Origin of the sequence: Corynebacterium sp. ACRPJ (assembly GCF_022347345.1) — a bacterium.
GTDB lineage: Bacteria > Actinomycetota > Actinomycetes > Mycobacteriales > Mycobacteriaceae > Corynebacterium > Corynebacterium tuberculostearicum_D.
On sequence record NZ_JAKRNC010000012.1, the window covers coordinates 21,093 to 47,983 of the forward strand.

Annotated in this window: 22 protein-coding genes and 1 tRNA gene; 7 read left to right on the top strand and 16 right to left on the bottom strand. The window is 57.7% G+C overall.

What is annotated here, in order from left to right:
• Positions 1–86: 86 nt before the first annotated feature.
• From rplT to uvrA, 5 genes are all read right to left on the bottom strand, one after another.
• Positions 87–470: a 50S ribosomal protein L20 gene (gene rplT, locus MHY08_RS08950; protein ID WP_005323264.1), complete on the bottom strand. Its 384-nt coding sequence runs from the start codon at positions 468–470 to the stop codon at positions 87–89.
• Positions 471–525: 55 nt separating this feature from the next.
• A complete protein-coding gene (rpmI, locus tag MHY08_RS08955; protein WP_005323265.1) occupies positions 526–720 on the bottom strand; it encodes a 50S ribosomal protein L35 in 195 nt (64 codons plus the stop codon).
• 36 nt (positions 721–756) lie between these two features.
• Positions 757–1,278 (bottom strand): translation initiation factor IF-3, encoded by a 522-nt coding sequence (gene infC, locus MHY08_RS08960; protein ID WP_080970442.1) that lies wholly within the window; start codon positions 1,276–1,278, stop codon positions 757–759.
• A 270-nt stretch (positions 1,279–1,548) separates the two neighbouring features.
• Positions 1,549–2,397, bottom strand: a complete 849-nt coding sequence (locus MHY08_RS08965; RefSeq protein ID WP_239236337.1) for a hypothetical protein — start codon at positions 2,395–2,397, stop codon at positions 1,549–1,551.
• A 7-nt stretch (positions 2,398–2,404) separates the two neighbouring features.
• Positions 2,405–5,245: an excinuclease ABC subunit UvrA gene (uvrA, locus tag MHY08_RS08970; protein WP_239236339.1), complete on the bottom strand. Its 2,841-nt coding sequence runs from the start codon at positions 5,243–5,245 to the stop codon at positions 2,405–2,407.
• Between the two features lie 65 nt (positions 5,246–5,310).
• On the opposite strand from uvrA, the gene MHY08_RS08975 reads away from it, so the two are divergent.
• The 4 genes from MHY08_RS08975 to MHY08_RS08990 all read left to right on the top strand — a co-directional run bounded on the left by MHY08_RS08975 (position 5,311) and on the right by MHY08_RS08990 (position 10,433).
• Positions 5,311–5,913 carry an MBL fold metallo-hydrolase gene (locus MHY08_RS08975; protein WP_204609214.1) on the top strand — a complete coding sequence of 201 codons (603 nt, stop codon included), beginning with the start codon at positions 5,311–5,313 and terminating at the stop codon, positions 5,911–5,913.
• A gap of 77 nt (positions 5,914–5,990) precedes the next feature.
• Positions 5,991–7,007 (top strand): DoxX family protein, encoded by a 1,017-nt coding sequence (locus MHY08_RS08980; RefSeq protein ID WP_204609216.1) that lies wholly within the window; start codon positions 5,991–5,993, stop codon positions 7,005–7,007.
• Between the two features lie 163 nt (positions 7,008–7,170).
• The gene (locus tag MHY08_RS08985; protein WP_204609218.1) at positions 7,171–9,396 is read left to right on the top strand and encodes a UvrD-helicase domain-containing protein; all 2,226 of its coding nucleotides are present in this window, start codon (positions 7,171–7,173) and stop codon (positions 9,394–9,396) included.
• Positions 9,397–9,416: 20 nt separating this feature from the next.
• Positions 9,417–10,433 carry an App1 family protein gene (locus tag MHY08_RS08990; RefSeq protein ID WP_204609220.1) on the top strand — a complete coding sequence of 339 codons (1,017 nt, stop codon included), beginning with the start codon at positions 9,417–9,419 and terminating at the stop codon, positions 10,431–10,433.
• A 67-nt stretch (positions 10,434–10,500) separates the two neighbouring features.
• Here the strand turns inward: MHY08_RS08990 and MHY08_RS08995 are convergent, their stop codons facing one another.
• From MHY08_RS08995 to rpsA, 7 genes are all read right to left on the bottom strand, one after another.
• Positions 10,501–10,941 carry a universal stress protein gene (locus MHY08_RS08995; RefSeq protein WP_005323273.1) on the bottom strand — a complete coding sequence of 147 codons (441 nt, stop codon included), beginning with the start codon at positions 10,939–10,941 and terminating at the stop codon, positions 10,501–10,503.
• Positions 10,942–11,024: 83 nt separating this feature from the next.
• A complete protein-coding gene (locus tag MHY08_RS09000; RefSeq protein WP_005323274.1) occupies positions 11,025–11,477 on the bottom strand; it encodes a universal stress protein in 453 nt (150 codons plus the stop codon).
• 129 nt (positions 11,478–11,606) lie between these two features.
• Positions 11,607–13,700: an excinuclease ABC subunit UvrB gene (gene uvrB, locus MHY08_RS09005; RefSeq protein WP_239236340.1), complete on the bottom strand. Its 2,094-nt coding sequence runs from the start codon at positions 13,698–13,700 to the stop codon at positions 11,607–11,609.
• Positions 13,701–13,742: 42 nt separating this feature from the next.
• The gene (locus MHY08_RS09010; RefSeq protein WP_239236341.1) at positions 13,743–14,105 is read right to left on the bottom strand and encodes a DUF4259 domain-containing protein; all 363 of its coding nucleotides are present in this window, start codon (positions 14,103–14,105) and stop codon (positions 13,743–13,745) included.
• A 90-nt stretch (positions 14,106–14,195) separates the two neighbouring features.
• Positions 14,196–14,795 carry a dephospho-CoA kinase gene (gene coaE, locus MHY08_RS09015; protein WP_239191354.1) on the bottom strand — a complete coding sequence of 200 codons (600 nt, stop codon included), beginning with the start codon at positions 14,793–14,795 and terminating at the stop codon, positions 14,196–14,198.
• 81 nt (positions 14,796–14,876) lie between these two features.
• Positions 14,877–16,928 carry a glucose PTS transporter subunit IIA gene (locus MHY08_RS09020; RefSeq protein WP_239236342.1) on the bottom strand — a complete coding sequence of 684 codons (2,052 nt, stop codon included), beginning with the start codon at positions 16,926–16,928 and terminating at the stop codon, positions 14,877–14,879.
• 297 nt (positions 16,929–17,225) lie between these two features.
• Complete coding sequence (rpsA, locus tag MHY08_RS09025) at positions 17,226–18,686, bottom strand: 30S ribosomal protein S1 (RefSeq protein ID WP_023021654.1); 1,461 nt, start codon at positions 18,684–18,686, stop codon at positions 17,226–17,228.
• Positions 18,687–18,937: 251 nt separating this feature from the next.
• Between rpsA and MHY08_RS09030 the strand changes: the two genes are divergently transcribed.
• Both MHY08_RS09030 and MHY08_RS09035 read left to right on the top strand, forming a co-directional pair.
• Positions 18,938–19,669, top strand: a complete 732-nt coding sequence (locus MHY08_RS09030; protein WP_239191366.1) for a class I SAM-dependent methyltransferase — start codon at positions 18,938–18,940, stop codon at positions 19,667–19,669.
• Between the two features lie 3 nt (positions 19,670–19,672).
• Positions 19,673–20,149, top strand: a complete 477-nt coding sequence (locus MHY08_RS09035) for an RDD family protein (protein ID WP_239191368.1) — start codon at positions 19,673–19,675, stop codon at positions 20,147–20,149.
• Here MHY08_RS09035 and MHY08_RS09040 read toward each other — a convergent pair.
• The 3 genes from MHY08_RS09040 to polA form a co-directional block, all read right to left on the bottom strand.
• A complete protein-coding gene (locus MHY08_RS09040; RefSeq protein ID WP_239191370.1) occupies positions 20,113–20,469 on the bottom strand; it encodes a hypothetical protein in 357 nt (118 codons plus the stop codon). The two genes, MHY08_RS09035 and MHY08_RS09040, sit on opposite strands and share 37 nt — an antisense overlap.
• Before the next feature lie 78 nt (positions 20,470–20,547).
• Positions 20,548–21,429 (bottom strand): DNA glycosylase AlkZ-like family protein, encoded by an 882-nt coding sequence (locus tag MHY08_RS09045; RefSeq protein ID WP_239191372.1) that lies wholly within the window; start codon positions 21,427–21,429, stop codon positions 20,548–20,550.
• 61 nt (positions 21,430–21,490) lie between these two features.
• Positions 21,491–24,139 (bottom strand): DNA polymerase I, encoded by a 2,649-nt coding sequence (polA, locus tag MHY08_RS09050; protein ID WP_204609245.1) that lies wholly within the window; start codon positions 24,137–24,139, stop codon positions 21,491–21,493.
• A 149-nt stretch (positions 24,140–24,288) separates the two neighbouring features.
• On the opposite strand from polA, the gene MHY08_RS09055 reads away from it, so the two are divergent.
• Positions 24,289–24,362 (top strand) — tRNA-Leu (locus MHY08_RS09055).
• A 53-nt stretch (positions 24,363–24,415) separates the two neighbouring features.
• On the opposite strand, the gene MHY08_RS09060 is transcribed toward MHY08_RS09055, so the two are convergent.
• Positions 24,416–26,599, bottom strand: a complete 2,184-nt coding sequence (locus MHY08_RS09060) for a LamG-like jellyroll fold domain-containing protein (protein ID WP_239236343.1) — start codon at positions 26,597–26,599, stop codon at positions 24,416–24,418.
• Positions 26,600–26,891 lie beyond the last annotated feature (292 nt).

Here is a 26,891-nt window from a genome sequence, read left to right on the forward strand (position 1 = left end):
CTCACTAGACAGATAGAGTGTAAAACGAACAAAGCCCGCTTCGCCCGGCACATAAGCCGGAGAAACGGGCGTTATATTCCTAGTGACTAGGCAGCCTTAGGAGCGTTGACGTCCTCAGGCAGAGCGGCCTTAGCAGCCTCGCACAGTGCGGAGAATGCCTCGAAGTCATTGACAGCAAGCTCAGCCAGGATCTTGCGGTCAACCTCGATCTCAGCCAGGCGCAGGCCGTGGATGAGGCGGTTGTAGGTGATGTCGTTCATGCGGGCAGCAGCGTTGATGCGCTGGATCCACAGCTTACGGAACTCAGACTTACGGGCGCGACGATCGCGGTAAGCATAAGTCATGGAGTGCAGCCACTGCTCCTTCGCCTTACGGTACAGGCGGGAACGCTGGCCGCGGTAGCCCTTAGCGGACTTCAAAATCGCGCGACGCTTCTTCTTTGCGTTAACTGAGCGCTTTACTCGTGCCACAGTGATACTTCCTTAATTCGAATTGTGATGGCGGATGTGGGTTGATTCGGCGCTATTATGCGCGGCCGAGCAGGCGCTTGACGCGCTTGGTGTCAGGCTGTGCGACTGCCTCGGTGCCCTTCAGACGACGGGTACGCTTGGACGGCTTGCCCTCCAGCAGGTGGCGGCGGCCAGCCTGCTCACGGCGCAGCTTGCCGGAACCGGTCACCTTGATACGCTTTGCGGTGCCCTTGTGGGTCTTCTGCTTCATGAGTATTAAGTCCTTAAATCCTACGTGGAATCTGGTCTACTTCTTGCCCTTGCGAACCGGACCCAAGACCATGGTCATATTGCGACCATCCTGCTTGGGGCGGGACTCAACAACGCCAACTTCAGCGACGTCATCGGCCAAACGCTCCAAGAGGCGGAAACCCAGCTCCGGACGCGATTGCTCACGACCACGGAACATGATGGTCACCTTGACCTTGGATCCCTTCTCGAGGAAGCGAACTACGTTACCCTTCTTGGTCTCATAATCGTGATCATCGATCTTCGGGCGGAACTTCTGTTCCTTAACCACGGTCTGCTGCTGGTTCTTACGGGCTTCGCGAGCCTTCTGAGCCTGCTCGTACTTGAACTTGCCGTAGTCCATGATCTTGGCCACTGGGGGCTTTGCCTTCGGGGCTACCTCAACCAAGTCAAGGTCAGCCTCGTATGCAAGCTTGCGAGCATCATCGGTACGGACGATGCCCACCTGTTCACCACCGGGGCCCACCAAACGGACCTCGGGTACTCGGATACGCTCATTGATGCGAGCTTCAGCGCTGATTGTGGTTCTCCTCGATTAGGGGGTGTATGAGTAAGTAGTTCACCTACCGGGACCACAAACGAATCAAACCCGGTCTGCCAAAGACAGCCGGGAGTTCTCACAGTGCCAAGCACGAGTGCTTGGTTACCTTTACCTTTATCCTACGAACGGTGTTCGCGGCATCGGGTGGGAGAAGCTCCGCTTGTGACCCACGAACCTCGACAAGGCGTCATGGGCGGTAGTGGCTTTGAGGATAGCAGCTTCTACCCTTTCCACCAAATCGCAACTCGCTTAGCTGTCCTTGCATTGAGCAGCTGGTTCAATGTTGCCCTTCTCTACCCCTTTATCAACGATGTCCACTAACTCATGGGCGAGATACTTTACCGCTGGCTCGGCTTTGGCATAGTCCTCGCCATCGGTAACCACAGATAACGCGACGCCGACGCGCTTGCCAGCAACCTCATGAACGCCAAATTGGCGGTAGGTGTACTCATTGTCGTCCTCGTCCAAGCCCCAGCCGCTCTTGGCGCGGGTTCGGTTTTCTTTCGACAGGCCAATCTTCTGCCAGGACACAATGTCTTTGAGCACCTTGTGGACGTAGTCCGCCTCCTCAATGCAGGGCAATTCAGCACCGAAGACTGCTTGGTCTTTCAATGACCACGTGGAGTAGCCGAAGGCGGTGTCATGGATATCCGCGTGCGATCCATAGTCTTCGAGCAATTCCTCGACTGCCTTATCGGCGGAGCCTTCGCGCCATTGCACCTGGGACCACAAGGAGTAGGCGGCATCGTTATCGGATTCCTTGATTGCCAAGTCAACCAGGCTTTTATCCGCGCCGTCTTTGAGCGCCGCGATGGCGATTGGCACCTTAATGGTGGACCAGACAGGGCCCTTGCCCTTATCGCCCACAGCAATGGTGTCATCGCCGGCCAAAATAGCGCCCCCAACCTTGGCGTGGTACTTCCTTGCGGTCTTGTCTACTGCACGGTCAAGCTGAGTGCGCACTGAGTCCGGGTCAGGTGCCGGAGAGCTAGTCGACGGCGCTGGGACGTTTTCAGTTTCAGGATCGCCGGAGCAGGCGCTCACAGTAAGCAGAGTGAGCGCTGCCAGCAGGCTAACGCCGAGGCGGTAACTATTCACAGTGTCCCTACTTCAACATGTCCTTTAGGTACCTTCCGGTATAGGAGCCTTCCACCTGCGCAACATCTTCCGGGGTGCCCTGCGCGACTACGGTGCCGCCGCCGGCGCCGCCTTCCGGCCCCATATCCACTATCCAGTCCGCAGCCTTGATGACATCGAGGTTGTGCTCAATGATGAGCACCGAATTACCCTTGTCAACGAGGCCTTGGATAACCAACATCAGCTTGCGGATGTCCTCAAAGTGCAGACCAGTGGTCGGCTCGTCCAAGATGTAGATGGTCCTACCGTTGGTGCGCTTTTGCAGTTCCGAAGCGAGCTTAACGCGTTGCGCCTCACCGCCCGACAGCGTGGTAGCGGCTTGGCCGAGGCGAACGTAGCCCAAGCCAACGTCGACAAGCGTGGCAAGGTAGCGGTGAATCGAGTTGATGGGCTCGAAGAAGTCCGCTGCCTCAGAAATTGGCATATCAAGAACCTCGGCGATGTTCTTGCCCTTGTAGTGTACCTCCAAGGTCTCGCGGTTATAGCGAGCGCCCTCACACACCTCACACGGAACATACACGTCCGGCAGGAAGTTCATCTCGATCTTGATGGTGCCATCGCCTTGGCATGCCTCGCAGCGCCCACCCTTGACGTTGAAGGAGAAGCGGCCGGCCTTGTAGCCGCGAACCTTGGCCTCCTGGGTTTCGGCAAAAAGGTTACGGATCTTGTCAAAGACGCCCGTATAGGTAGCCGGGTTGGAACGCGGGGTACGGCCAATCGGGCTCTGGTCTACCTGGACTAGCTTATCCAGGTGCTCCACGCCCTCGACGCGCTTGGCCCGGCCGGGGACCTGCCGGGCACGATTGAGCTTATTGGCCAAAGTCTTGGCCAAAATCTCATTGACCACGGTGGATTTACCCGAGCCGGAAACACCGGTAATGCACGCCAGCACTCCCAGCGGGATTTCGACGTTTATGCCCTTGAGGTTATTCTCGCGTGCCCCCACGACCTTCAGGGTGCGATCCTTGTCGATCTCGCGGCGGTGATCCGGTACGGCGAGCACCTTCTTGCCAGAAAGATACTGGCCAGTCAGGGACTCCTCTACCTTTTCAATTCCCGCCGGTTCGCCCTGGTAGACCACCTCGCCACCATATTCACCGGCACGCGGGCCCACATCGACGAGCCAATCGGACTCCCGAATGGTGTCTTCATCATGCTCGACCACAATGAGGGTATTGCCAATATCGCGCAAACGCTGCAGGGTCTTAATAAGGCGCTGGTTATCGCGTTGGTGCAAACCAATGGAAGGCTCATCGAGCACGTACAGAACGCCGGCCAAGCCGGAACCAATCTGCGTGGCCAGGCGAATGCGCTGCGCCTCGCCGCCCGAAAGCGTGGACGCGCCGCGATCCAAGGTCAGGTAATTCAGACCGACGTCCAGAAGGAAGCGCAACCGAGCCTGGGTTTCCTTGAGTACCGCACCGGCAATGATTTCCTCGCGGTGCCCCAGCACCAAAGAGTCCAGGAATTCAGAGGCATCTTCAATCGAAAGCGCACACAGCCCCGCAATGGACTGCTCACCGTGAGTAGTAGAAGCCAAGCGGACGGCTAAAATCTCCGGCTTCAGGCGCGTGCCCTTACAGGTGCTACACGGCACGCGGCGGGTGTACTGCAGCAGGCGGTCCTTTTGGGACTGAGAATCGGTCGTTTCCAGCTTGCGGTGAATGAAACCGGTGGCACCCTCAAACGGCGCGGTCCAATTGCGTTGGCGCCCATAGCGGTTCTTGTACCGAACCTGCACCTCCTCGTCCGTGCCATAGATGAGCGCGTGGCGCTGCTCCTTGGTCAATTCGCTCACTGGCGTCTTAGGGTCAAAGCCCATTGCCTTGCCCAGACCCTCCACTAGCTTGACAAAGTAGCGGGAGTTGGGAGAGGAGTGCCACGGCTGAATCGCATCAACCGCCGGGGCATCCGGATCCGGAATAAGCAGGTCAACATCGACTTCCAGCTTGGTACCCAAACCATCACACACCGGGCAAGAACCAAACGGGGCATTGAAGGAAAAAGCACGGGGCTCATACTCCTCAATGGTCAACGTGTGGCCATTCGGGCAGGCGGCCTTCTCCGAGTACGTGTGGGTGAGCTCTTCCCTATCCACGAACTCGATGGTGACCAGACCATCGGCCAAGCGCAGGGCCGTTTCCACCGAATCCGTTAAGCGTTGCTTCTGCGAGGCCTTTACCTGCAAGCGGTCAACCACTACCTCAATATTGTGCTTGATCTGCTTCTTGAGCTTGGGAGGATCGCTGAGCTGATGGGTTTCTCCATCCACTCGCACGCGGGAATAACCCTGCGCCGAAAGATCCTGAAAAAGATCCACAAACTCGCCCTTGCGCTTGCGCACTACCGGTGCAAGTACCTGGAACTTTAGCTTTTCTTCTAGTTCAAGCACCGCATCCACGATCTGCTGTGGTGTTTGGCGCTCAATTACCGCATCGCACTTAGGGCAGTGCGGCGTACCAGCACGGGAAAAGAGCAAGCGCAGGTAGTCGTAGATCTCCGTGATCGTGCCCACCGTAGAGCGTGGATTATGGTTGGTGGATTTTTGATCAATGGACACTGCGGGTGACAGGCCATCAATAAATTCCACGTTGGGCTTGTCCATCTGCCCTAAGAACATGCGGGCATAAGAACTCAAGGATTCCACGTAGCGGCGCTGGCCTTCAGCGAAGATGGTGTCAAAGGCCAGCGAAGATTTACCGGAGCCGGATAGGCCGGTAAAAACAACCATTTTATCGCGGGGGATATCGATATCCACGCCCTTGAGGTTGTGCTCGCGGGCACCACGCACCACCAAACGATCAGCCACTGTGCTCAGACCTCCAGTACTAGGGATTGCAATCTTCCCTCGAATGTACCCGTAGGCTAGGACACATGACTAACGAGCTTCAGCTACATCAAATTTCCGTCTCCGAGATGGACAATAACTGCTACCTCCTACAGGCGGGCGAAGAGGGCTTGCTTGTCGACGCCGCCGATGACGCCCCCGCAATCCTCGACATGGCCCGCAAGGCCGGAGTGAAAATCACCGCGGTGCTTACTACCCACCGCCACTGGGACCACGTGCGCGCACTCGAGGAGATTTTGTCCGAAACGGGCGCTACTCACTACGCCTCTTTCCTCGATTCCCCCGCCATCCCAGCTGAGGTAGACGTAGAGCTGCGCGAGGGCGATTCCATCGAGTTCGCGGGCCTTCAGCTGCCCATCATTATCTTGCGCGGCCACACCCCAGGCGGGGCGGCACTTGTTGCAAGCATCGATGGCGTCACCAACCTCTTCGTAGGCGATTCCCTCTTCCCCGGCGGTTTGGGCAAGACCACCTCTGAGGGCGACTTCGTACGCCTATATAAGGACGTCACCGCGCGCATCTTTGATGAGTTCCCCGACAATACGATCGTGCGCCCGGGACACGGCAAGTCCACGACCTTGGGCGAGGAGCGCCCCAAGCTTGGTGACTGGTGGGAACGCCGCTGGTGATCCAACGGCGAATTTCCGCGTACAATGGTCTAGCACACGATAGGTCTAGAACAACGAGCTAAGGAGCTTTAAGGACTATGATTCGCAAGCTTGCCCGCCCCATGCTGGCATCCGTATTTGTATGGGAAGGCGTAGACAACCTGCGCAACGCGTCCGAGCATGTCAAGGAAACCGAGGGTTTCCTCAAGACCGTGCGCAAGGCCGTTCCTTCTGAGTACCAGGGCTACATCCCCAATGACCCAGAACTAGTTACCCGCGCCATTGGCGGCGCTAAGGTAGGCGCCGGCTCCACCTTGGCTCTGGGCAAGGCACCGCGCACTTCCGCTGCGGTTCTGGCCGCCGCTACCCTGCCTAACCTGATTGGCAAGAATAGCTTCTGGGCAGCAGACAACAAGGAAGACAAGGAATCTCGCCGCAACGGATTCGTTACCAACACCGCTTTGCTCGGCGCCTTGTTTATCGCTACCCAGGACACCGAGGGTAAGCCTGCCCTGCGTTGGCGCGCGCAGAAGGCCGGCAAGCGTACGAATAAGAAGATTCAGCAGGCGCTGCCTACTAAGTCTGAGTCCGAGCAGAAGCGCGAAGAACTCTCTGCCCGTGCTAACGAGCTGTCTTCCAAGGCCGGTGACTGGATCAACGAGACCTCTGCCAAGGCACAGGCTTATGTAGACGACAACAAGGATGACTGGCAGTCCACCGGCCGAGGTCTGCTGGATACTGCAAAGTCCTATGTTGACGATGCCAAGACCTACGTAGAGGACAACAAGGACGATTGGCAGGAGTCTGGCCGCGGCTTGCTGGGCAACGCCAAGTCCTTCATCGAGGACTCGGTCGACAACGCCAAGACGTACGTTGAAGACAATAAGGGTGACTGGCTCGAGACCGCACAGGCTAATCGCGACATCGCCCGTACCCGTGCTGTGAAGGCAGCTACCAAGGCTCAGGCACGTGCCGATAAGGCCGTCGCCAAGCTGGATGGCGCCAAGTCGAAGCGCGCAAACAAGAAGGCCTCCAAGCACGCTGACAAGCTGCAGCAGGAGGCAAATAAGAAGATTGAGGCAGCTATCAAGAAGCTGGAAAAGCGCTCTAAGTAGCCACATCTTCCTCGGCCGAGTATCTCGGCGATGACTCAACGGCCCAGCCTTATGCTGGGCCGTTGTTCTTTGTCACAGCAGGGTCTAAACTCATCTCTCCCCCTCGCCGGACAGCGTGCCCGGCACCTTCCACCCCATCAACGTCCAATCACCAAGGAGTCACGTGAACTCAGCATCCCAAAAGCACGCGGCGGCCGCAGGTTCCTCGGAGCGCGAAGCCATCGCTACGGAGCAAGATTATGTGGACGGCCTTTTCTCCCGGCTTGACGATGAGGTGGCTGCTGCAAATGAACGGCTCAATGAGGTGCAGGCGGACGTAGATCCCTCCACCCCGGACGCGGATGCCTTGGTACGCCGCGAAACGGAATACCACGGGCTCCAAGCCAAGCTGGATCGTCTCAATGTGGCACAGATGGGTTTGGTCTTTGGCCGCATCGACATCGATGCCCCAGGTGACAATCCCACCCCGGAAGGCCTAGACCGCCGCTACATCGGCCGCATGGGGCTCGATGCGCGTGAAGAGGACTATCGCACGCTACTGCTTGACTGGCGTGCCCCCATGGCACGGCCCTTCTATCTCGCTACTACCGCCCAGCCAGAAGGCGTGCACACCCGCCGCCAAATCCGCACCAAGGGGCGCACCGTCACTGGCATTCATGATGAAGTCCTTGCTGGCCCCGGCGTGCGTGAAGAAGAGGCCGGCGTAGCGAGCGAATCCGCTCTCTATCACGCCATGCAGCGAGCCCGCACGGGCCACATGGCTTCCATTGTGGAGACCATTCAGCGGGAGCAGGACGAGATTATCCGCGATAACACCCGCGGGGTGATGGTAGTAGAAGGCGGCCCCGGCACCGGTAAGACCGCAGTTGCGCTGCACCGCGTTGCCTATCTGCTCTATACCCACCGCGAGCTACTTTCTGCCACCGGCGTACTTATCGTCGGCCCCAATAGCAGCTTCTTGGACTATATTTCGCGCGTGCTCCCAGAACTGGGCGAGACCGGCGTGGTGCTCTCCACCATCGGCGGGCTCTTTCCTGGAATTGAGCCGGACCACGAAGAAGACCTCGTGGCTCGGGAAATCAAGGGCAGCGACGCCATGGTGGAAATCCTCTCCACTGCGGTCAAGGACTACCAGTTGCTTCCCGACGCCCCTCGCGAGCTGACCGTCGACGGCCTTACCTTAAGCGTCACACCACACATGGTGAAAAGCGCCCGCACACGTGCACGGCGCTCGCGCAAGCCGCACAATGAGGCGCGTGGTGCCTTCATCGAGCACCTCGTAGAGGACCTTGCCCAGCAAATGGCAGAAAAGGTCGGTGCCGATCCGCTTGGCGGAAAGAATCTCCTGTCGCGCGCCGATATCGATCAATTCCACGATGACCTTGCTGAGGACGCGGCCGTTACTGCCTTGATCGATGAGTTTTGGCCCGAACTACACCCCACCGATGTACTTGCTGCTCTAGTCTCCTCGCGCGAGCGCATCGCTTCTGCCGCGCACGGATATGACGAGGAAACCCAAGAAGCGCTCTACCGTGCAGAGGGGCGAGCATGGACGGATTCGGATGCGGCCTTGCTAGACGAGCTTGCCGTCCTCATCGGCCTACCCAACCCTGAAGAAAAGAAGGCAGCCGATGACGCCGCGTGGCGCGAGCAAGTGGCGGATGCGGAAGACGCATTGGATATCTTGTCTTCCTCCGAGTCCACAGATAACGACGATGACATGTTTGAAGCAGAAATCCTCTCTGCCCACGATGTCATCGACGCCGAAACCTTGGCGCACCGCCAGGAGGTACGCGATAAGCGCACCACTGCCCAACGCGCCCGCGAAGATCATACGTGGGCTTATGGTCACATCATCGTGGACGAAGCCCAGGAATTAACACCTATGGAGTGGCGAATGCTCTTCCGCCGCTGCCCTTCGCGGTGGATGACTTTGGTGGGTGATACCTCCCAGACTGGTTCCCCGGCAGGTGTTGATGACTGGGGCGAGGCCCTCGAGCCCTTCGTGGCTCAACGCTTCCGTCACCACTTCTTAACCGTCAACTATCGCACCCCGCAGCCCATTACGGAATTGGCCAATGGACTTTTGGAAATGATAAACCCTGACGCCATTCCGGCGACAGCCATCCGTGATGGGGTACAGGTGCGCCGGCTTGAGCAGGGCACCTACACCCCTGGAGTACACAGCGAAGAGGACGGCAGGCTCACAGCGGTTATTGACGCCGCCACGGCGGAGCGCTACAAGGGCCTCGAGTTTGACCACGTGGTCGTGCTCGATCCGCAGCGCATCGTGGATGCCTCCCCACAGGGATTGCAAAACCTCTATGTCTGCATCACTCGTGCTACTCAATCCCTCACGCTCGTTGGTGACTGCGGCGAAGTTCTTTAGGCTCCCGTAAGCTTTATGCCATGGCCTTATCTGACATCATGCGCAAAGCTGAAAGCTCACTTAACTCCATTACTTTGAAGCGCTCCAAACGGCGTGGATGGCAGCCCCTGATTGTGGGATATACAGGTTATGGCACCACCGATCAGGTGAGAATCTTCGGCCGCGTACTGATGCATGATCCTGATGAAGGCAAGAGGGATACGTGGGGTGAGCGCGGCTACCAGCAGTTTCTTACCATTCAAGTAGGACACCATGACGTTTCGGTGACTATTGGGGAAAAGACTGTCACCGGCACCACTGACCGCAACGGATACATTGACTTACTAATCCATGACCACGGATTAGAGCCCGGATGGCATACGGCAACAATCGAGGCCGCAAACGCGAATGCCGTGGAGGTCCAACTACTTATCGTTGATCCGGCGGCCAAGATCGGCATCGTTAGCGATATCGATGACACGGTGCTTGTCACGTGGCTGCCGCGCGCACTCACCGCGGCGTGGAATTCCTGGGCTAAGCGCCCTAGCAAGCGACAGCCGGTTCCCGGAATGGCCGAATTCTATGCTCAGCTACAGCAGCGCTTCCCCCAAGCCCCAGTGTTTTATCTTTCTACGGGCGCTTGGAATACCTTTGGCTCGCTCAAGAAATTCCTGTCTCACCATGGTTTCCCCACGGGTCCCATGCTGCTGACGGACTGGGGCCCAACGGAAACGGGACTTTTCCGCAGCGGTCAGGAGCACAAGCGTGTTCAGCTGCGCAATCTGCTCATTGCTTACCCGGATATGCAATGGATTCTCATTGGCGATGACGGACAGCATGATCCGCTCACCTACGGCGATGTGGCCAATGAGCATCCGGACCGGATCCACTCTGTGCTCATCCGCAATCTGAGCCCGCAAGAGCAGTTGCTCTCCCACGGCTCCCTGAGCCCTTTGGCTGATGCCAATGAGGAGGGCCACTTCTCTATCCCTTTGATTCAGGGCGCGAACGGCGACGCCATTGCCGCCGCATTCGACGCTGCACACCCTGCGGAGTAAGCTGCGCTTAACGACGAAACCCGCCTTGGCCTTCCAATAAGACCAAGGCGGGTTTTAATCACCGCAGTTAGCTGACGGTGTGAACGATCATTACATCGCAGTCAGACTGGCGAGCAACGTCTGCCGGCACGGAGCCCAGCAGGCGACCGGTCAGGGAGTTGATGCCGCGGTTGCCCACGATAAGCAGGTCAGCATCGTTGTCGTTGACGATGGACATCAGGGCCTGCACTGGGGTGCCCGGGCGAACAGCGGTCTCTACCTTGGAAGCGCCGAACTTCTCAGCGTGTGCCTTAGCATCCTTGAGGTTTGCCTCCGCCTTCTCATCGCCCAAAATGGTTACGGAATCCTGGCGCAGGGTCTTGGAAGCCTGCTCCTGGTTCTCGTAGTAAGCACAACCGATAATCAGATTGGAATCGAATGCAGCGGCGATCTTTGCTGCTCGCTCTACAGCGAGGAGAGAAGACTTAGAACCGTCAGTACCGACAACGATCGAGTTGTAGTCGCTCATGATGACCTTTCTTTGTGGGTGTGTACCCGGAGTGTTTATTTAGCCTACAGAGGCATTACTGCCAGTGTAACAACGAAAAATGATTAACGTTTCTCGCTGGTATTAACTACGACGACGTCTACCTTTGACTTGTGGGTTAGTTCCGTTGGGACAGAACCGAAGACTCGACCACGAACGGAATTCACGCCGCGGTTTCCCACCACGAACAGGTCCACGTCATAGTCCTGGCCTACTTCCAACAAGGCTTTTACTGGGTCTCCAGATTTTCCTACGATTTCAATGTGTTCCGCACCCTCCGACTCGGCGATACGGGTGGCATTGGTCAGGTAGGTACCGGCCATGTCCTCACTTACAACGGGCAGACCGGCTTCGTCGCCCCTCGGAGCACCAAGCATGGATCCAGCGTGGTTATAAAAAGCTGAGATGATGATCAGCTTAGCGTCGTACGCCCGTGCCATGGACGCCGCAGCGCGGACCGCGCGCAGGGAGGTTTCAGAGCCATCGGTGCCGACGGCAATGTTTTTATAGGTAAGCATTATTCTCCTTGCAGTTGAACTACTTCACAGTGACAACTAAACGGCGCTTCTGGCACTTATCCAGTATAACTAGCGCAGCCCTTTAGAAAAGTACCCGCGGAGCCAATCATCACTTTCAGGGGGAGAAAACTAGATTCCCGCTTCCTTCAATCCACGCAATTCCTTCTTTAGATCAGCAATCTCATCGCGCAGGCGTCCAGCCAATTCGAACTTGAGCTCGCGCGCGGCGGCACCCATTTGGGCCGAGAGGTCGTCGATAAGCGCCTGCACCTCATCGGTAGCCATGCTGGTAATATCCCGCTTCTCCACCACTGCAGAGGGGTCAGAGTTGGACTCTTCGTCCCCACCGTCTTCATAGACCTGGTCAAGGATATCGGCAATCTTCTTCCGCAAAGGCTGCGGGTCAATGCCATGTTCCTTGTTATAGGCTATCTGCTTTTCGCGGCGTCGCTCCGTCTCCTCGATTGCCTCCTGCATCGAATCGGTGATTTTATCGGCATACATAATCACCTCGCCAGAGACGTTACGGGCAGCACGGCCAATGGTCTGGATGAGCGAGGTGGTAGAGCGCAAGAAACCTTCCTTGTCTGCATCCAAGATGGCAACGAGCGATACCTCGGGGAGGTCAAGGCCCTCACGCAGAAGGTTAATGCCCACCAGCACATCAAACTCGCCTAGGCGCAATTGCCGCAAGAGCTCGACGCGCTGCAAGGTATCGATATCCGAGTGCAAGTAGCGCACCTTAATCCCCTGCTCCAGCAGGTAATCGGTGAGGTCTTCTGCCATGCGCTTAGTCAGCGTAGTCACCAGTACTCGCTCTTGCTGCGAAATGCGGGTGCGTACCTCATCAATAAGGTCATCAATCTGGCCCTTAGTGGGTTTGACGGTAACCTTCGGATCCACCAGACCTGTCGGGCGAATCACCTGCTCCACGTACTCACCGTCCGAGGACGTAAGTTCAAAGTCGCCAGGCGTGGCAGACATGTAGACGGTCTGTCCGACGCGTTGTTCAAACTCATCAAAGGTCAGCGGGCGGTTATCCACTGCGGAGGGCAGCCGGAAACCGAATTCCACCAGGTTGCGCTTGCGGGACATATCGCCCTCGAACATGCCGCCAATCTGTGGAACCGTGACGTGCGACTCGTCAATAATGGTGAGAAAATCCTCGGGGAAGTAATCCAGCAGCGTTGCCGGCGCGGAGCCGGCCGGACGGCCATCGACGTGGCGGGAGTAGTTCTCGATGCCGGAGCAAAAACCTACCTGCTCGATCATTTCTAGATCGTATTCCGTGCGCATGCGAAGCCGTTGTGCCTCCAGCAGTTTGCCGCGGTTTTCCAGATCCTCCAGGCGCTCGGCCAATTCCTCTTTGATGGCGGCTACGGCCTTTTCCATGCGTTCGGGTCCTGCCACGTAGTGGGTCGCGGGGAAGATGCGCACCTCGTCTACTTCCTCGATGACATCGCCAGTGACGGGGTGAATGTAGTAGAGGGAATCGATATCATCGCCAAAGAATTCAATGCGCACTGCCCGCTCTTCATAAGCCGGAATGATATCGACCGTATCGCCCTTGGCACGGAAGGTGCCGCGGGTAAATCCCACATCGTTGCGTTCGTATTGGATATCCACCAACAAACGGAGGAAGCGGTCCCGGTCCAGCTCCTCGTCCACGGAAATAATGACCGAGCGATCCAAATAGGACTGCGGGGTACCCAAGCCGTAAATGCACGATACAGAGGACACAACCACCACGTCCCGGCGGGACAGCAGGGCCGAAGTAGCCGAGTGACGCAGGCGCTCTACGTCCTCGTTGATGGACGAATCCTTCTCAATATAGGTATCCGTCTGCGCAATATAAGCCTCTGGCTGGTAGTAGTCATAATAAGAGACGAAGTACTCCACCGCGTTATGCGGCAAGAGTTGACGTAGCTCGTTCGCTAGCTGCGCTGCCAGAGTCTTATTTGGTGCCATTACCAGCGTGGGCCGTTGCTGTTTTTCGATCAACCACGCAGCGGTGGCGGACTTACCTGTACCGGTAGCACCCATGAGTACGACATCGCGCTCGTCGCGGTTGAGGCGTTCATTGAGCTCTGCAATGGCGGCGGGCTGGTCGCCGGCCGGTTCGTATTCAGAGACAACCTGAAACTCACCTGGGGTGCGCTCGACCTCGCTGACGACGCGGTGCTCGGAATTTGGAATAAGAGGATGTTCAGCAGCAAAAGCCATGCCCACTACTCTACTGCTTATACGGCGCGGCTAGCTATGTGCTCAAGGCAAGGAGTTCTGCGCGGTGCGCAGCCACTCTTCCAGCTCGCCGGTGGTCTCCCACAGCGCATAAACAGAAGACGTCTCTGGTCGCATCGCACTATTAATGCGGCGGCGCAGCCACGCTTTAGACTGCGGCGTATACAGGGGCGCAAGAGCCTCGCGGTGGATTCCTTCCGGCAGCGCATCAGCTTTCAGCTTCAACAAGGCGCCCAGTGCGATCATGGTTTCTGCGTCATCGGAGTCCATGGGCTCTTCGGCACATGACTTCTGAAAGGCTTTGAGATCGAAAGAGCTATCACGCAAGCTAGCGAGCAGTTCTCGCGCTGCGTGATTATCAAAAGGCCCAGTATCCCACGTTCCCACGGCGAGTAGCTTAAGACGCGAAAGTTAACGCAACTTCGAAACTGCGTAAACTCTAACCACCCAACGGTTAAAGTTTGGGTGACCCCGCGTCTATGACTCCGCTTCTATACGGTTCATGACCTCGGCCGCTCGCGCACGCAGCTGCTCCAGCGTGCCGTTGTTGTCAATGACGTGCGTGGCCGCGGCTAGTCTTACCTCATCCGTTACCTGCGCTGCTATGCGACGTCGCGCATCGTCCTCTTCCAGCCCGCGTGAAGTTACGAGGCGACGGACGCGCTCTTCGACGGCCACGTCGACCACGATGACGTAGTCCATGTCTTTGTCTAAACCGTTATCCACCAATAGCGGCATATCGTAAACGGCAAAGTCATAGCCTTCTTCACGTGCCTCGTCGAATTGGCGCTGCGTTTCCGCTTGGATGCGTGGATGGGTAATGGAGTTCAACAACTCGGTATGTTCCTTATCCACAAAGGCTCGCCGAGCTAATTCTTTGCGGTTGAGGCTGCCGTCCGCCAAGAGGATATCTTCTCCGAATGCTGCCGCCAGCTCCGCTAACGCAGGCCGCCCGGGCTTGACGACGTCGCGCGCAATGCCATCGGCGTCTACCACGCGCCACCCTCGTTCACGGCAGAGCGTTGCAACTGTTGACTTGCCACTGCCAATTCCGCCTGTAAGGCCAATGAGTTTCATGGCAGCCACCCTACGCGAAAAGGAACCCCGCCATACGCGATGGTGCGGGGTTCCTCTGTCGCTATAGGTGTCAGCGTTTCTTTATTCCGCTGCTTCCTCCGGCTTCGGGGGAATGCGGAGCAACTCATCATTCGGAGTGACCTGGCCGGCTTCGCCGGAGACCGCGCCAAACTTGATGGCGTTAGTAACTACGACCGGAGTAATCAAGTTATAGCCCTTGGAACGGATGAATTCCGGGTCAAAGCTAATCAACTTATCGCCCGCGGAAATGCGTTGCTTCTTTTCCACGTGAACTTCGAAGCCTTCGCCTCCCAGCTCAACGGTATCGAGACCTACGTGGATGAGCAGTTGCACGCCGTTGTCGAGGCTAAGGCCTACCGCATGGCCGGACTTTTGAACGGTGAGCACCTTGCCGTCGGCAGGCGCATAGACGGTAGTGCCAGTTGGCTGGACTGCCATACCAGGCCCCAGCTTTGCCCCAGCAAAGATAGGATCTGGGACTTCCGAAAGGTCAACTGCCTCGCCCTCCAGAGGGGAATCCAACACGATGTCCTCCTTGCCAGTCTGCTTGGCGGCAACACCAGTAGCAGCAGTGCCCGCAGCGCTGGCAGCAACGGCGCCACCCGCATTCGAGGACACGCCCTTTTCGGTCTTAGTGGACTTGAAATCCGAACGAGCAGCTACGTCATCCACGGATTCGCCCTGTTCGCGGGCGATGCGCTCCAAGTCTGCCTGCTTTTCTTCCGCCGTGCGGTAGCCAAAGAACAGGGTCAGGAAGAAAGAGGTAAGGAATGCAGCCGTGATACCAAGGACGTAGCCCAGCTGCGGCGTCATAGCGCCAGTGGTCAACGCAGAGGTAAAGACGAAGGCCTCAGCGCGGACATCGAAGATACCGATGATTGCGCCGCCTACCGCACAACCTGGCAGCAACCGGTAGTAGCTGCGGCGGAAGCGCAACAAGATGCCATAGAGGGAAGGCTCAGACACGCCACCGAGGATGCCCGCTGCGAAGGCACCGATAGAAACCTGGCGCATGGCATTGTTCTTTTCCCTGAAGGAGATAACCATGACTGCGCCAACAACGCCGAAGCAGGCGAAGTTCCATGCGCCCATCGGGCCTTGGATGAAGTCGTAGCCGTAGGTTGCGATGTTCTGAATCATGATGACATTCAGCGGCCAGTGCAGGCCCATCGGAACGAGGAATGGGTACAGCAGCGGAATGACGATAGCCAGGATGAACGGCGAGAAATCATTGATTTGGTACAGGACCCAGGAAATGCCATTGCCCACGCCAATGCCGAACGGGCCGAGCAGGAAGGCTGTTGCCGGAATCATAATGAGCAAGGAGAAGAACGGCACGAAGACCATATGAACTGCACTCGGGATGATCTTCTTTAGTCCCTTTTCCACCCAGTACAGGCCGATTGCGGCCAAAATGGGCGGGAATACCTGGGAGCCGTAGGAATTGATGACCAGCGGCAGGCCAAATACGTTGACGGTATCGCCTTGCTCACCCAGCGACATAAATTCGGGGGTCAAAAGCGCTGCGGGAATAGCTGCGGAGACCCACATATTCGCGCCCAGCTTTTGGGCCGCGGTCGCACCGACCATCACGGGCAAGAAATAGAAGACCGACTGGAACATGGCATGAGCCAGGCGGAAGCCTTCTGGTTGCTCCTCCAGCGGTGCGCGGAAATCCTGGATGTGTGCCGTGTCCGCCAGAATGAGAAGCATGATGATGAGCGAGGCGCCCAGCAAAGCCCATAGGACGGGGCGGAAGGTATCGGAAAGGAACTCGAAGCAGTAATCTACCCAGTCATACTTACCGCGAACACCGTCATACTCCTTCTTGGAGGACGCCTCCTTGTCACCAGAAGCATGCACACCGGGTTGCTTGATGATCTCGTTGTAGTAGTCAGCAACGCCGCCGCCCATGACTACCTGGTAGCCGTGAGCACCCTGGGGCACGGTACCAAGCACCGCTGGGTCGCTATCGAGCTTTTCTTGGTCAACTTTCCCCGCATCGGCAAGTTGGAAGCGCAGGCGCGTCGCGCAGTGCGTCAGCGACGTGATGTTGTCGGCACCGCCGATACTTTCAACGATGTGGGTGGAAGTGTCCTTAATAGATGCCACTTCTTACTCCTCAGTTCAAATACCACTTATAACCAGTACTGCACTGGCTATAACGTCAGGTTTGAGTATAAGAGGATTCCCACATGAACAAAAGCCCGTTTTGTTGGCCTTCCAGGGACTTTTTCTACCTGGGAGTGCTTCACCGCTGGTCAACCACCTAGAGGCAACGATCATCCGGGCAAACGATTGCACAAACTGTCTAAAATATCACAAAAGCCGCGCCCACCCCATCTAGGTGATGAAGTGGGCGCGGCCGTGAGCCAAGCCCTAAGGCTTAGCGGAAACTAAGCGGAAGCTTTAGTTGCCAGCGAGCTTGTCGCGCAGTGCAGCGAGCTGCTCGTCGGAAGCCAGGGAGCCGCCAACCTCTGCCTGAGTCTCGGATGCCGGAGCTGCATCGGAGGAATCAGAGGAGTAGTTGGAGGACTCTGCAGACTCAGCAGCCTCAGCGGCTGCGGCGCGGTTGCGCTCGATCTGAGCGGTGTGCAGGTTGAAGCGACGCTCGGACTCTGCGTAGCGTGCCTCCCAAGCCTGACGCTGCTCGTCGAAGCCTTCCTTCCACTCGTTGGTCTCAGGGTCGAAGCCCTCAGGGAAGACGTAGTTGCCCTGCTCGTCGTAGGAGTCAGCCATGCCGTACTTGGACGGATCGAACTCTTCGGTGTAGTCCTCGTCTGCCTGCTTAACGGACAGGGAGATACGACGACGCTCGAGATCGATGTCGATGACCTTGACCATAACTTCCTGGCCAACGGTGACAACCTGGTCCGGAACCTCGACGTGGCGCTGAGCCAGCTCGGAGATGTGAACCAGGCCCTCGATGCCCTCCTCGACGCGGACGAAGGCGCCGAACGGAACGAGCTTGGTGACCTTGCCCGGAACGATCTGGCCCACAGCGTGGGTGCGGGCGAATACGCGCCACGGATCTTCCTGGGTAGCCTTCAGGGACAGGGAAACGCGCTCGCGGTCCAGATCAACGTCCAGAACCTCAACGGTTACCTCGTCGCCAACGGTGACAACCTCAGATGGGTGGTCGATGTGCTTCCAGGACAGCTCGGAAACGTGAACCAGGCCGTCGACACCGCCGAGATCGACGAAGGCGCCGAAGTTGACGATGGAGGAAACAACGCCCTTGCGGACCTGGCCCTTCTGCAGCTGGTGCAGGAACTCGGAGCGAACCTCGGACTGGGTCTGCTCCAGGTACGCACGGCGGGACAGAACAACGTTGTTGCGCTGCTTGTCCAGCTCGATGATCTTTGCTTCCAGCTCCTGGCCGATGTACGGCTCCAAGTCACGGACGCGACGCATCTCAACGAGGGATGCAGGCAGGAAGCCACGCAGGCCGATATCCAGGATGAGGCCGCCCTTGACAACCTCGATAACGGTACCGGTAACAGGCTCTTCCTTGGCCTGCAGCTCCTCGATGGCGCCCCATGCGCGCTCGTACTGTGCACGCTTCTTGGACAGGATCAGGCGACCTTCCTTGTCCTCCTTGGTGAGAACAAGTGCGTCAACCTCATCGCCGACCTCAACAACCTCGTCCGGGTTGACGTCGTGCTTGATGGACAGCTCGCGGGAAGGGATAACGCCTTCGGTCTTGTATCCGATGTCCAGCAGTACCTCGTCGTGGTCAACCTTGACGACGGTACCCTCGACAATGTCACCATCGTTGAAGTACTTGATGGTGGCGTCTACAGCTGCGAGGAAGTCCTCTGCGGTTCCGATATCGTTAATCGCAACCTGCGGGGTGTTAGAAGATGGCATATTGAAAAAATGCTCCGAATAAATGTAGGAAATCGAAATTGGACAACTGCGCGTCTCTCGAAAAAAGCTTGCTAAGCTGCGCAAATGCAGCTAAAAAGAGGAATATTCGATCCCGCCTCGTGATTGCTTAAAGCCTTCCTACAGGGACTTAGAACAACCCGTGGCATAGACACGCCCGTCCAACACTACATCTGTCCAGCTAAAAGGGCAAATACACGGACCAACTATTTCGCAAAGGAATTTCTCCCACCGTGACTTCCCCCTCGCACGCAAACCAGGCCTACTGGGATAGCGACGCCGCCAATTACCACGCCGAGCACCCCGACTACCTTTCTTCCTTTTACTGGTGCCCAGAAATGCTCCACGAAGACCAAGCACACTTGCTAGGCGACGTCTCGGCTTCCTCCGTACTCGAAATTGGCTGCGGCTCCGCCCCGTGTACCGAATGGCTCCAGACACGCGCGCACTTCGCCACCGGCTTCGATATCTCCCGCGGCATGCTCAACCACGCTGGACCCGGGCTCCCCTTAACCCAGGCCGATGCACTCTCACTGCCCTACGCGACGGGCTCTTTCGACGCAGCCTTCTCGGCGTTCGGCGCCTTCCCTTTTCTTGCCAACCTTGATTTAGCCCTAAGTGAAGTCTCCCGTGTCCTCAAACCTGGCGGTAGGTTCGTCCTCTCGGCCAACCACCCCATGCGCTGGATATTCCCTGATGATCCCACCGATCTGACGGCCGATATCAGCTATTTCGATCGCGCTTATCTGGAGCAAGACCGCGATGGCAACCTGACCTATGCGGAATTTCATCGCACTATCGCGGATTGGTTTCAGGCTTTACAGGGCGAAGGCCCGTTCCTAATCGAGGACATCATCGAGCCCGAATGGCCTAGGGATCTCACCACTACGTGGGGCCAATGGTCGCCGGAGCGCGGCGAAATCTTCCCCGGCACGATTATTTTCGTCTGCCGGAATTGCCGCTAACCTATGGGCATGATTCTGGATCGAATTGGCCTTCTCTTGCGTCGCGGCCTCGCATGGTGGATCGACGCCTTCCTGGCAGCAGCCGTGATCGTTGTGGCGCGATGGGCAATCAATGCACTTGCCGACGCCCCCTTAACCGGCCAAGCCCTCGAGATTTACAACGCTGTGGCCCTCGCCCTAGTTTTTTATGCCTACCGCGTATGGGCCGAGGCCACTAAGGCCACTTCGCTAGGAAAATGGTCGCTCAAGCTGGAGATCATCGCTCCCCACCCCGGTGTGCGCGCGGCCTGCCTGCGCAATTCCTGGCTGTTACTTTCTATGCTCACACTGACGGGAGTGCCGTTTATTGTGCCGTTGTTACTCGGCGTCCTAAGCGTGAGTGTCCTCGCCTTCGGTCAAACACCGTTTGACATGCTGGCCAATTGCCTAGTCGAGCGCCGATCTCAGACGGACACGCCTTCTTTTCGCGGCACCAAGTAATACAGGAGCGCAAGGACTACCAGGACAGCGAACATCCAGGAAGATGGGAAGAGGAATGCTAGTGCCGTAGCTACCACCATCACCGCGGCGGCCGTTAGCCTCCTGACCTTCGGGTTGGGTGCGACGCGGGCGATGGTCATGGCGGCCACAACATACGACACCGCCAAAATTCCGTACCCGATTACACTCACCCTATATTCTGCAAGATACCGTTCGAGCCCGAAGTCAGCAATATCGGTGGCAGGAAAGGTTACTTGAATGGCCCAAAGGCTTTCAAAGACGCGGAGGGTCCACCTATTCGTCTTCTCTTCTAACGCCACGGCTCGGCAATTCCCTTCTTAGTTTTTCGACTTACACTCATAACTTTTTCCGCACAGAAAAGGCTACCTAAAAAAAACTTAGTGCGCATCCCGCCACAACTTTTGAACTTTCCGCATTGCATAGCCGGGCATGCCCAAGTCCTCGATGGTTTGCTTATTCCACGTTCCACGGACCTGTCCTTCCACCACGATGGCGCGGCGAAATACCCCGCGGTTTCCAGGAACAAGTACCTCGTGGACTTCCTTCGTCATCGCAAAAAGACGGTCTTGATAACCCAAGATGTACTCGTCAAATGCTCCCAGCAGCAATACCGATTGCTTCTTTCGCGCTTCGGCCATTTCCACTATCTCAGCCGACACAAGGTCCTGGGAAACTTCGCCGCAGCGCATGATGTCCGGCGCGAGGTTTTCGGCTGCGGGCCGTATCAGTCTTTGTGGGAGCTTTGCCCACCAGGCAAAGTCGTGCAATGTTGCGGGACCGTGCGTTCGGAAGTACCGAGTCATCAGCTCCGCGGTCGCCGCGACTTTATCGCCGTTGAAGGTCTCCTCTAGCCCCGGCAGATCCACCGGTGTGATGAGCTGATCGGCTCCTGAATAGACGGCGTGACCGCTTTCCATTGCTACACGCACAACATGCCAAAAGGGTACGTCGGGCAACGCTGTTGCAGCCCGCTCCTTGAGCTCGGCGCGCGAAAGCGGATTGTCAATGAGCTTGGTTACCCCTGCTCGCAGCTCGGTATCACCCTTGCGCCCCTTCGCGCAGAGTTCGGTTATCCAGCCTATGTCCTTGATAGAAGCCGCGAAAAGCGTATTGCGCATGGGATACCCACGCACAATGTTTCCAGCATCTGAATGGTCTTTCGCCCGCAAGGCCAGTGACCGGCGCACCGAATGCAAGTCTTGGCCTTGCATGACGCCGAAGGCGCGGGCTGTCTCCTCAGCACTCTCCCACCGCCTCATGGTTAGGCCTTGCGAGGCGAGCCTCAAGCGCGCCTTTTCCCGGCGGGAGAATGTAACCGAGCTAGTGGGCTGCGGCATCCCAATCCTTGCCGGCTCCGGCGGAGACCTCTAGCGGCACGTTCAGCTCGATCGCTGAGTCCATCTCGCGCTCGAGAATCTCTCGAACTTCGTCCGCCTCACCGGGGGCGACTTCGACCACCAATTCATCGTGTACCTGAAGCAGCACGCGAGACTTCATCCCTTGCAGTGCGCGGTCTACGCGAATCATCGCCACCTTAATAATGTCAGCGGCAGTGCCCTGAATCGGTGCATTAAGCGCAGCGCGCTCCGCGTTCTCGCGTGCTAGGCGGTTATCGGAGTTTAGCTCTGGCAAGTAGCGGCGACGGCCGAAGAGCGTTGCCGTGTAACCATCCTTGCGGGCTTGGACCACGACTTCATCGAGGTACTTCTTCACGCCGCCAAAGCGCTCGAAGTAGCTTTCCATAATGGACTTTGCTTCCCCTGCCGGAATGCCCAATTGCTGGGATAGACCAAAGGCAGACAGCCCGTAGACCAACCCATAAGACATGGCCTTGACTCGGCGGCGCAGCTCGGGTGTCACCTGGTCAACGGGAACGTCAAAGACTCGAGAGCCAACATAGTTGTGCAGGTCTTCGCCTTCCTTGTAGGCCTCGATGAGGCCTGGATCGGCGGAGAGGTGCGCCATGACACGCATCTCAATCTGCGAGTAGTCCGCAGTCATGAGTTCATCGAAGCCATCGCCCACGATGAAGGCAGAACGGATCTGGCGGCCTGCTTCGGTGCGCACGGGGATGTTTTGCAGGTTGGGTTCGGTGGACGACAAGCGGCCGGTAGAGGCCACGGTTTGGTTAAACGTGGTGTGAATGCGGCCGTCAGGCTGCACGGTTTTGATGAGACCTTCCAAGGTGGTCTTCATCTTCTGGTACTCGCGGTGTGCCAAGAGGTGATCGAGGAAAGGGTGAGGGTTCTTAGCCGCGAGCTGTTCAATCTCCTTGGCCGCGGTGGAATAGCCCGTCTTCGTCTTCTTAGTCTTGGGCAGCTCGAAGGTCTCAAAGAGCACGGTTTGCAGCTGCTTCGGCGAGTTGAGGTTGAGTTTGTCATCGCCGGCAAGCTCGCGGGCGGCGCGCTCTTGTTCGGCAACCTGCTCTACAAAGGCATCCTTTTGTGTTTCGAGAATGTCAACGTCAACGGCAATACCGGTAGCCTCCATGCGCGCCAGGATGGTTACCAGCGGCAACTCAAGGTCGGTATAGAGCTCGAAGGAATCAATCTCCTGCAGCTCCGCAGTGAGCCGCTCTGCCAGCTCCATAATTGCCGCAGCTTGGTCAACCAGGGAGGAATCATCCAGCAATGAAAGCTGCTCCGTGGCGGCGCCGAGGGTCTTTTGGAGGTGGCGCTGGTAGACGTCGGCAAGCGCGTAAGTGCGCTGACCAGGGCGAAGCAGGTAGGCAGCAAGGGCCGTGTCATGGGCGATGCCGGCAAGCTCAATACCGCGGCCGGCGAGCATATGGAAGGCCGCCTTTGCCTCGTGGAAATACTTCGGCGTATCAGATGCTAACCACTGAGCCAGGGCCTTATCGTCCTCGGCAGAAAGGTCGCCCAGCTCCACTTGCAGGCCGTGGCGTTCCTGGTCCACGAAGGCTATCGCAGAAGCATCACCTTGTCCCGGGTTTCCCTCGCCTTGGACATACACCGCGACATGCTCTCGGCCGGGCAGCCACTGGGACAAGGGTTCGTCATCGATGACCGTCTCTAGCTCTTGGACCTCCTCGGTCTGCTCGGCTGCCTCAGCGCCATCATTGGGAATGGCGGCGAGTACGCGATCGCGCAGGTTGGTACCGAACTCTAGGTCATCGAACTTGGCGGCGACGTCGGCGACCTTGGCTTCCTTAAAGGCCAAGTCATTTGGACCGACCTCTAGGTCCATGTCCGTAATCATCTGGGTGAGCTTGCGGTTCATCTGCACCTGCTCGATGCGCTCGCGGAAGTTATTGCCCACCACGCCCTTAATTTCCTCTGCGTGCTCGACCAAGGATGCCAAGTCTCCATACTTGACTATCCACTTGGTGGCCGTCTTCTCGCCCACCTTGGGGATGCCCGGCAAATTATCGGAAGGATCGCCGCGCAACGCGGCAAAGTCCGGGTACTGCGCGGGGGTGAGACCGTACTTCTCCTCTACTGCGGCGGGGGTAAAGCGGTGGAGCGTGGATACGCCCTTCATGGGATAGAGCACCGTCGTGGACTCATTAACTAACTGCAGGTAGTCACGGTCGCCAGTGACGATGAGGGTCTCATAGTCCTGTGCCTCGGTTGCGAGAGTAGCCAGAATGTCATCAGCCTCGAAATTCTCCCGGGACAGGGTGGTAATTCCCAGTACCTCGAGCACCTCGCGAATGAGGTCTACCTGACCCTTGAATTCCTCCGGCGCAGCCTCGCGCTGGGCCTTATAGTCCGGGAACATCTCAGTGCGGAAGGTCTTGCGCCCCACGTCGAATGCCACCGCAATGGCGTCGGGGGCCTCTTCCGCCACGATATTAGAGAGCATCGATAAGAAGCCATACACGGCATTGGTGTGCTGGCCTCCTGAGGTGGAGAAATTATCCACCGGCAGGGCATAGAAGGCACGAAAGGCCATAGAGTGGCCGTCAATGAGCAGAAGTCGAGGCTGATTAGTAGTCACCTGCCCCATCCTAGAGAAGCACACCGACATCCGAACACCCCGGTGCAGATTTTGTGGATGACGTGGGCATTCCCCCGCTGCCCCTACCCAATTAGGAATTCGCCTAGTGCCTGCGCTACTATTTTCACAGTCAAAGGCAGTCCGCCTTTACACTGTGCGCCCCTGTAGCCCAATTGGCAGAGGCAACGGATTCAAAACCCGTCCAGTGTGAGTTCGAGTCTCACCAGGGGCACAACGAGATAAGGCCTCGGTTTCCACTAAGTCAGGGAAACCGAGGCCTTTGCTTTAGCCCAGTTCAGGCAGAGTTGGCAGGTGGTACTTGCGCAGGAGCGCGTTGATCTGCGGGATCGAGGCCTTCAGTTGCGGCAGGGCTAGGCCGATGAGGCCGGCCACGCCCGCGATGCCAAGGATTGCTCCCAGAACTGCGGGCTTGGAGCTCGCGCCACTGCTCGATGCGGAGCTATCCGCGGCCGGCTGCGTAGTATCGACCGGTTTGCCGTCCCCGTGTGCACGGGCGGTAAGCCATTCCTCCTCGCCCAGAACACCCTGGGTCAGGCGGGTCTCGCCAATCCAGCCGTACCAGGGGTCCTGCGGGCGCTGGTTATCAAAGCCGCCGCCCATAACCCACTGCAGATCACGCGGGAGAAGGCCCTCGGCACCTACGGCATTGCGCAAGATAGGCGCACCGTTGATGAACATCTCCACGCTATCTCGCTGCGGATCGTTAACCACGGCAATGTGCATCCACTCGTCCTTGGGTACCTCGTGGGACCATACGGTAGAACCGCTTCCCTGCTTCGGCTCCGCCCACCAGCGCAGCTCGCGCAGGTTAGAGATACCAAACATGACGGTGGGATCCGTGTCCTCAGAGCCGTCAACCAACTTATTGATAGCAGAGTCGCGGCTGAGCGCACTTCCCCAGCCATGCTCGGCACCATTGAAGTCTTCAGGAATCTTGACGAAGGATTCGAAGGTGTACCCCTTGGTGGTGTCCACATTATTGGCGGCCGCGCCCTTGTCGGTGCGGAACTCGGCATTGCCAACCTTGCCCGCTGGGTCGGACCAGAAGAGTGAGCCGGAATCAGAGGACAGCGGGTGGTGGTCAGCGCTATAGGTCACCCGATCACCTAGCATGGCGCCAGAGCGATGCAGGTCACTGCCGGAATCGCTGGCAATATCGGGGATGGTGGTGCCACGGCCGGCAGGGGCGCCGTCGGCAAGCTCATGCCCGTCCTTGTCTTGGGCCTGGCCCGGGCGCCAGTGGAATACGGTGTGGTCGTTCTTGGCAAAGTCATCCGCACCCTTGGGCAGCTCATCCTCCGCGATGGTGTAGGGCCTATAGCCTTCCGCCGCGATGTCGCGCGCCCGCTGCGCTAGGTCCGGCTGGTGGCCCTCGCCCACGGTGAAATCCGGGGAAAAGGAGGAAAAGCGCTGCTCAAAGTCGAATGGGATGGCGTAGCTATCGCCCTCATCATCTAGGGTGAGCTTGTCGAACTGCGTCAGCTCCTCGTGCGGCTTCTGCGCCACCCACGGCGAGAGCGCGGTCATCTCCAGCTGCTTGCCGGAAAGGTCGAACTCGAGCACACCCAGCAGACCGTTTCCACCCTGGTAGGCCATCTGATAGTCCTGCAAGATGGAGACGACGTCATGGCCGGCATCGTTCTTATCCACGCGGTAGCCCGCACCGTGGTGGTGGCCGCCCATCACCAGGAAGATCTGGTCGTTGCGCTTGATGAACTTATCCCACAGACCCTTGCCGTAGTCATCAGAATAGAAAACGTTGCCCTCGCCATCGATATTGAGGGCTTCGTGCGTCGTGACGATGACGGGGAGGTTGGGGTGCTTATCGATCATGCCTTGCGCCCACGCAAGGGCCTTCTCATCGGCGCGCCAACCCAGCGCTAGGTTGAGGTACTTCTGGCCCTCAGCCTCAAAGATGTGGGCCTCGGAGTCATTATTGACTGCCGTGTAGCGCTCTTGGAAGGTCTCCGGGTTTGCGGCCTTGGCGCGATCGGCGCTAAACCACTTGTCGTACGGGTGGGCCGCCGCACCCTCCACGTCCATGTCGTGATTGCCGGGCAGGATGGAGTAGTTCAGATCCGAATCGTCGAGGACCTGCATGGCCTTATCGGCTACCTGCCATTCGCCCTCCACGTTCCACTGATCGACGACATCGCCCAGGTGGGTGACAAAGTCCATGTTCAGCTCGTCTTGGTGGTCCACCAACCATTGGGTTTGGCCCAAGTAGGGCTCGCTACCGTAGCGAGCTTGGGCCAAGTTGCCGGTCTCCGGGGTGGAATAACGAGAGTAGAACTGGGTATCCGGTAAGACGCCGATGCTGAAACGAGAGCCCGCGCTTGGCGACGCCCCCTCGGCCCCAACCTCCGCAGCGCTTGCTGCCGGTACAACAATGAGGTTGCCCACCACCGCAGTTGCAGTTAGGGCAGGCAGGACGAAACGATTTTTCATAGAGAGTCCTTTAAGACTGGAAAGGAATACTTGCACAGGGGAGATGGCGGGAATACGCGGGAAATTCTAGGGTGCGAAGCTTGCAGTTAGTTGACGCCCGCGTAAACAGAAGACTGAATAATGGGAAACTTATGGTTTCTGCCGAAGAGAACATTTTCCCGTGTGAGATTCCGTATATCCTGCCCCAAACTGCATAGTTGCATTGGGGTGCATTAAACTGACAGAATATTCATGAATACGGTTTTACCTCTACGGTTAGGGAGAAGATACTCCCTTCCCGCGGTAGGTAGCT

Coding starts and splice junctions, on each gene's coding strand:
- rpmI (WP_005323265.1), bottom strand. CDS start 720: ATGAAGCAGAAGACCCACAAGGGCACCGCAAAGCGTATCAAGGTGACC.
- MHY08_RS08975 (WP_204609214.1), top strand. CDS start 5,311: ATGACTAACGAGCTTCAGCTACATCAAATTTCCGTCTCCGAGATGGAC.
- MHY08_RS08980 (WP_204609216.1), top strand. CDS start 5,991: ATGATTCGCAAGCTTGCCCGCCCCATGCTGGCATCCGTATTTGTATGG.
- MHY08_RS08990 (WP_204609220.1), top strand. CDS start 9,417: ATGGCCTTATCTGACATCATGCGCAAAGCTGAAAGCTCACTTAACTCC.
- MHY08_RS08995 (WP_005323273.1), bottom strand. CDS start 10,941: ATGAGCGACTACAACTCGATCGTTGTCGGTACTGACGGTTCTAAGTCT.
- MHY08_RS09000 (WP_005323274.1), bottom strand. CDS start 11,477: ATGCTTACCTATAAAAACATTGCCGTCGGCACCGATGGCTCTGAAACC.
- uvrB (WP_239236340.1), bottom strand. CDS start 13,700: ATGGCTTTTGCTGCTGAACATCCTCTTATTCCAAATTCCGAGCACCGC.
- coaE (WP_239191354.1), bottom strand. CDS start 14,795: ATGAAACTCATTGGCCTTACAGGCGGAATTGGCAGTGGCAAGTCAACA.
- rpsA (WP_023021654.1), bottom strand. CDS start 18,686: ATGCCATCTTCTAACACCCCGCAGGTTGCGATTAACGATATCGGAACC.
- MHY08_RS09035 (WP_239191368.1), top strand. CDS start 19,673: ATGGGCATGATTCTGGATCGAATTGGCCTTCTCTTGCGTCGCGGCCTC.
- MHY08_RS09045 (WP_239191372.1), bottom strand. CDS start 21,429: ATGAGGCGGTGGGAGAGTGCTGAGGAGACAGCCCGCGCCTTCGGCGTC.
- polA (WP_204609245.1), bottom strand. CDS start 24,139: ATGGGGCAGGTGACTACTAATCAGCCTCGACTTCTGCTCATTGACGGC.
- MHY08_RS09060 (WP_239236343.1), bottom strand. CDS start 26,599: ATGAAAAATCGTTTCGTCCTGCCTGCCCTAACTGCAACTGCGGTGGTG.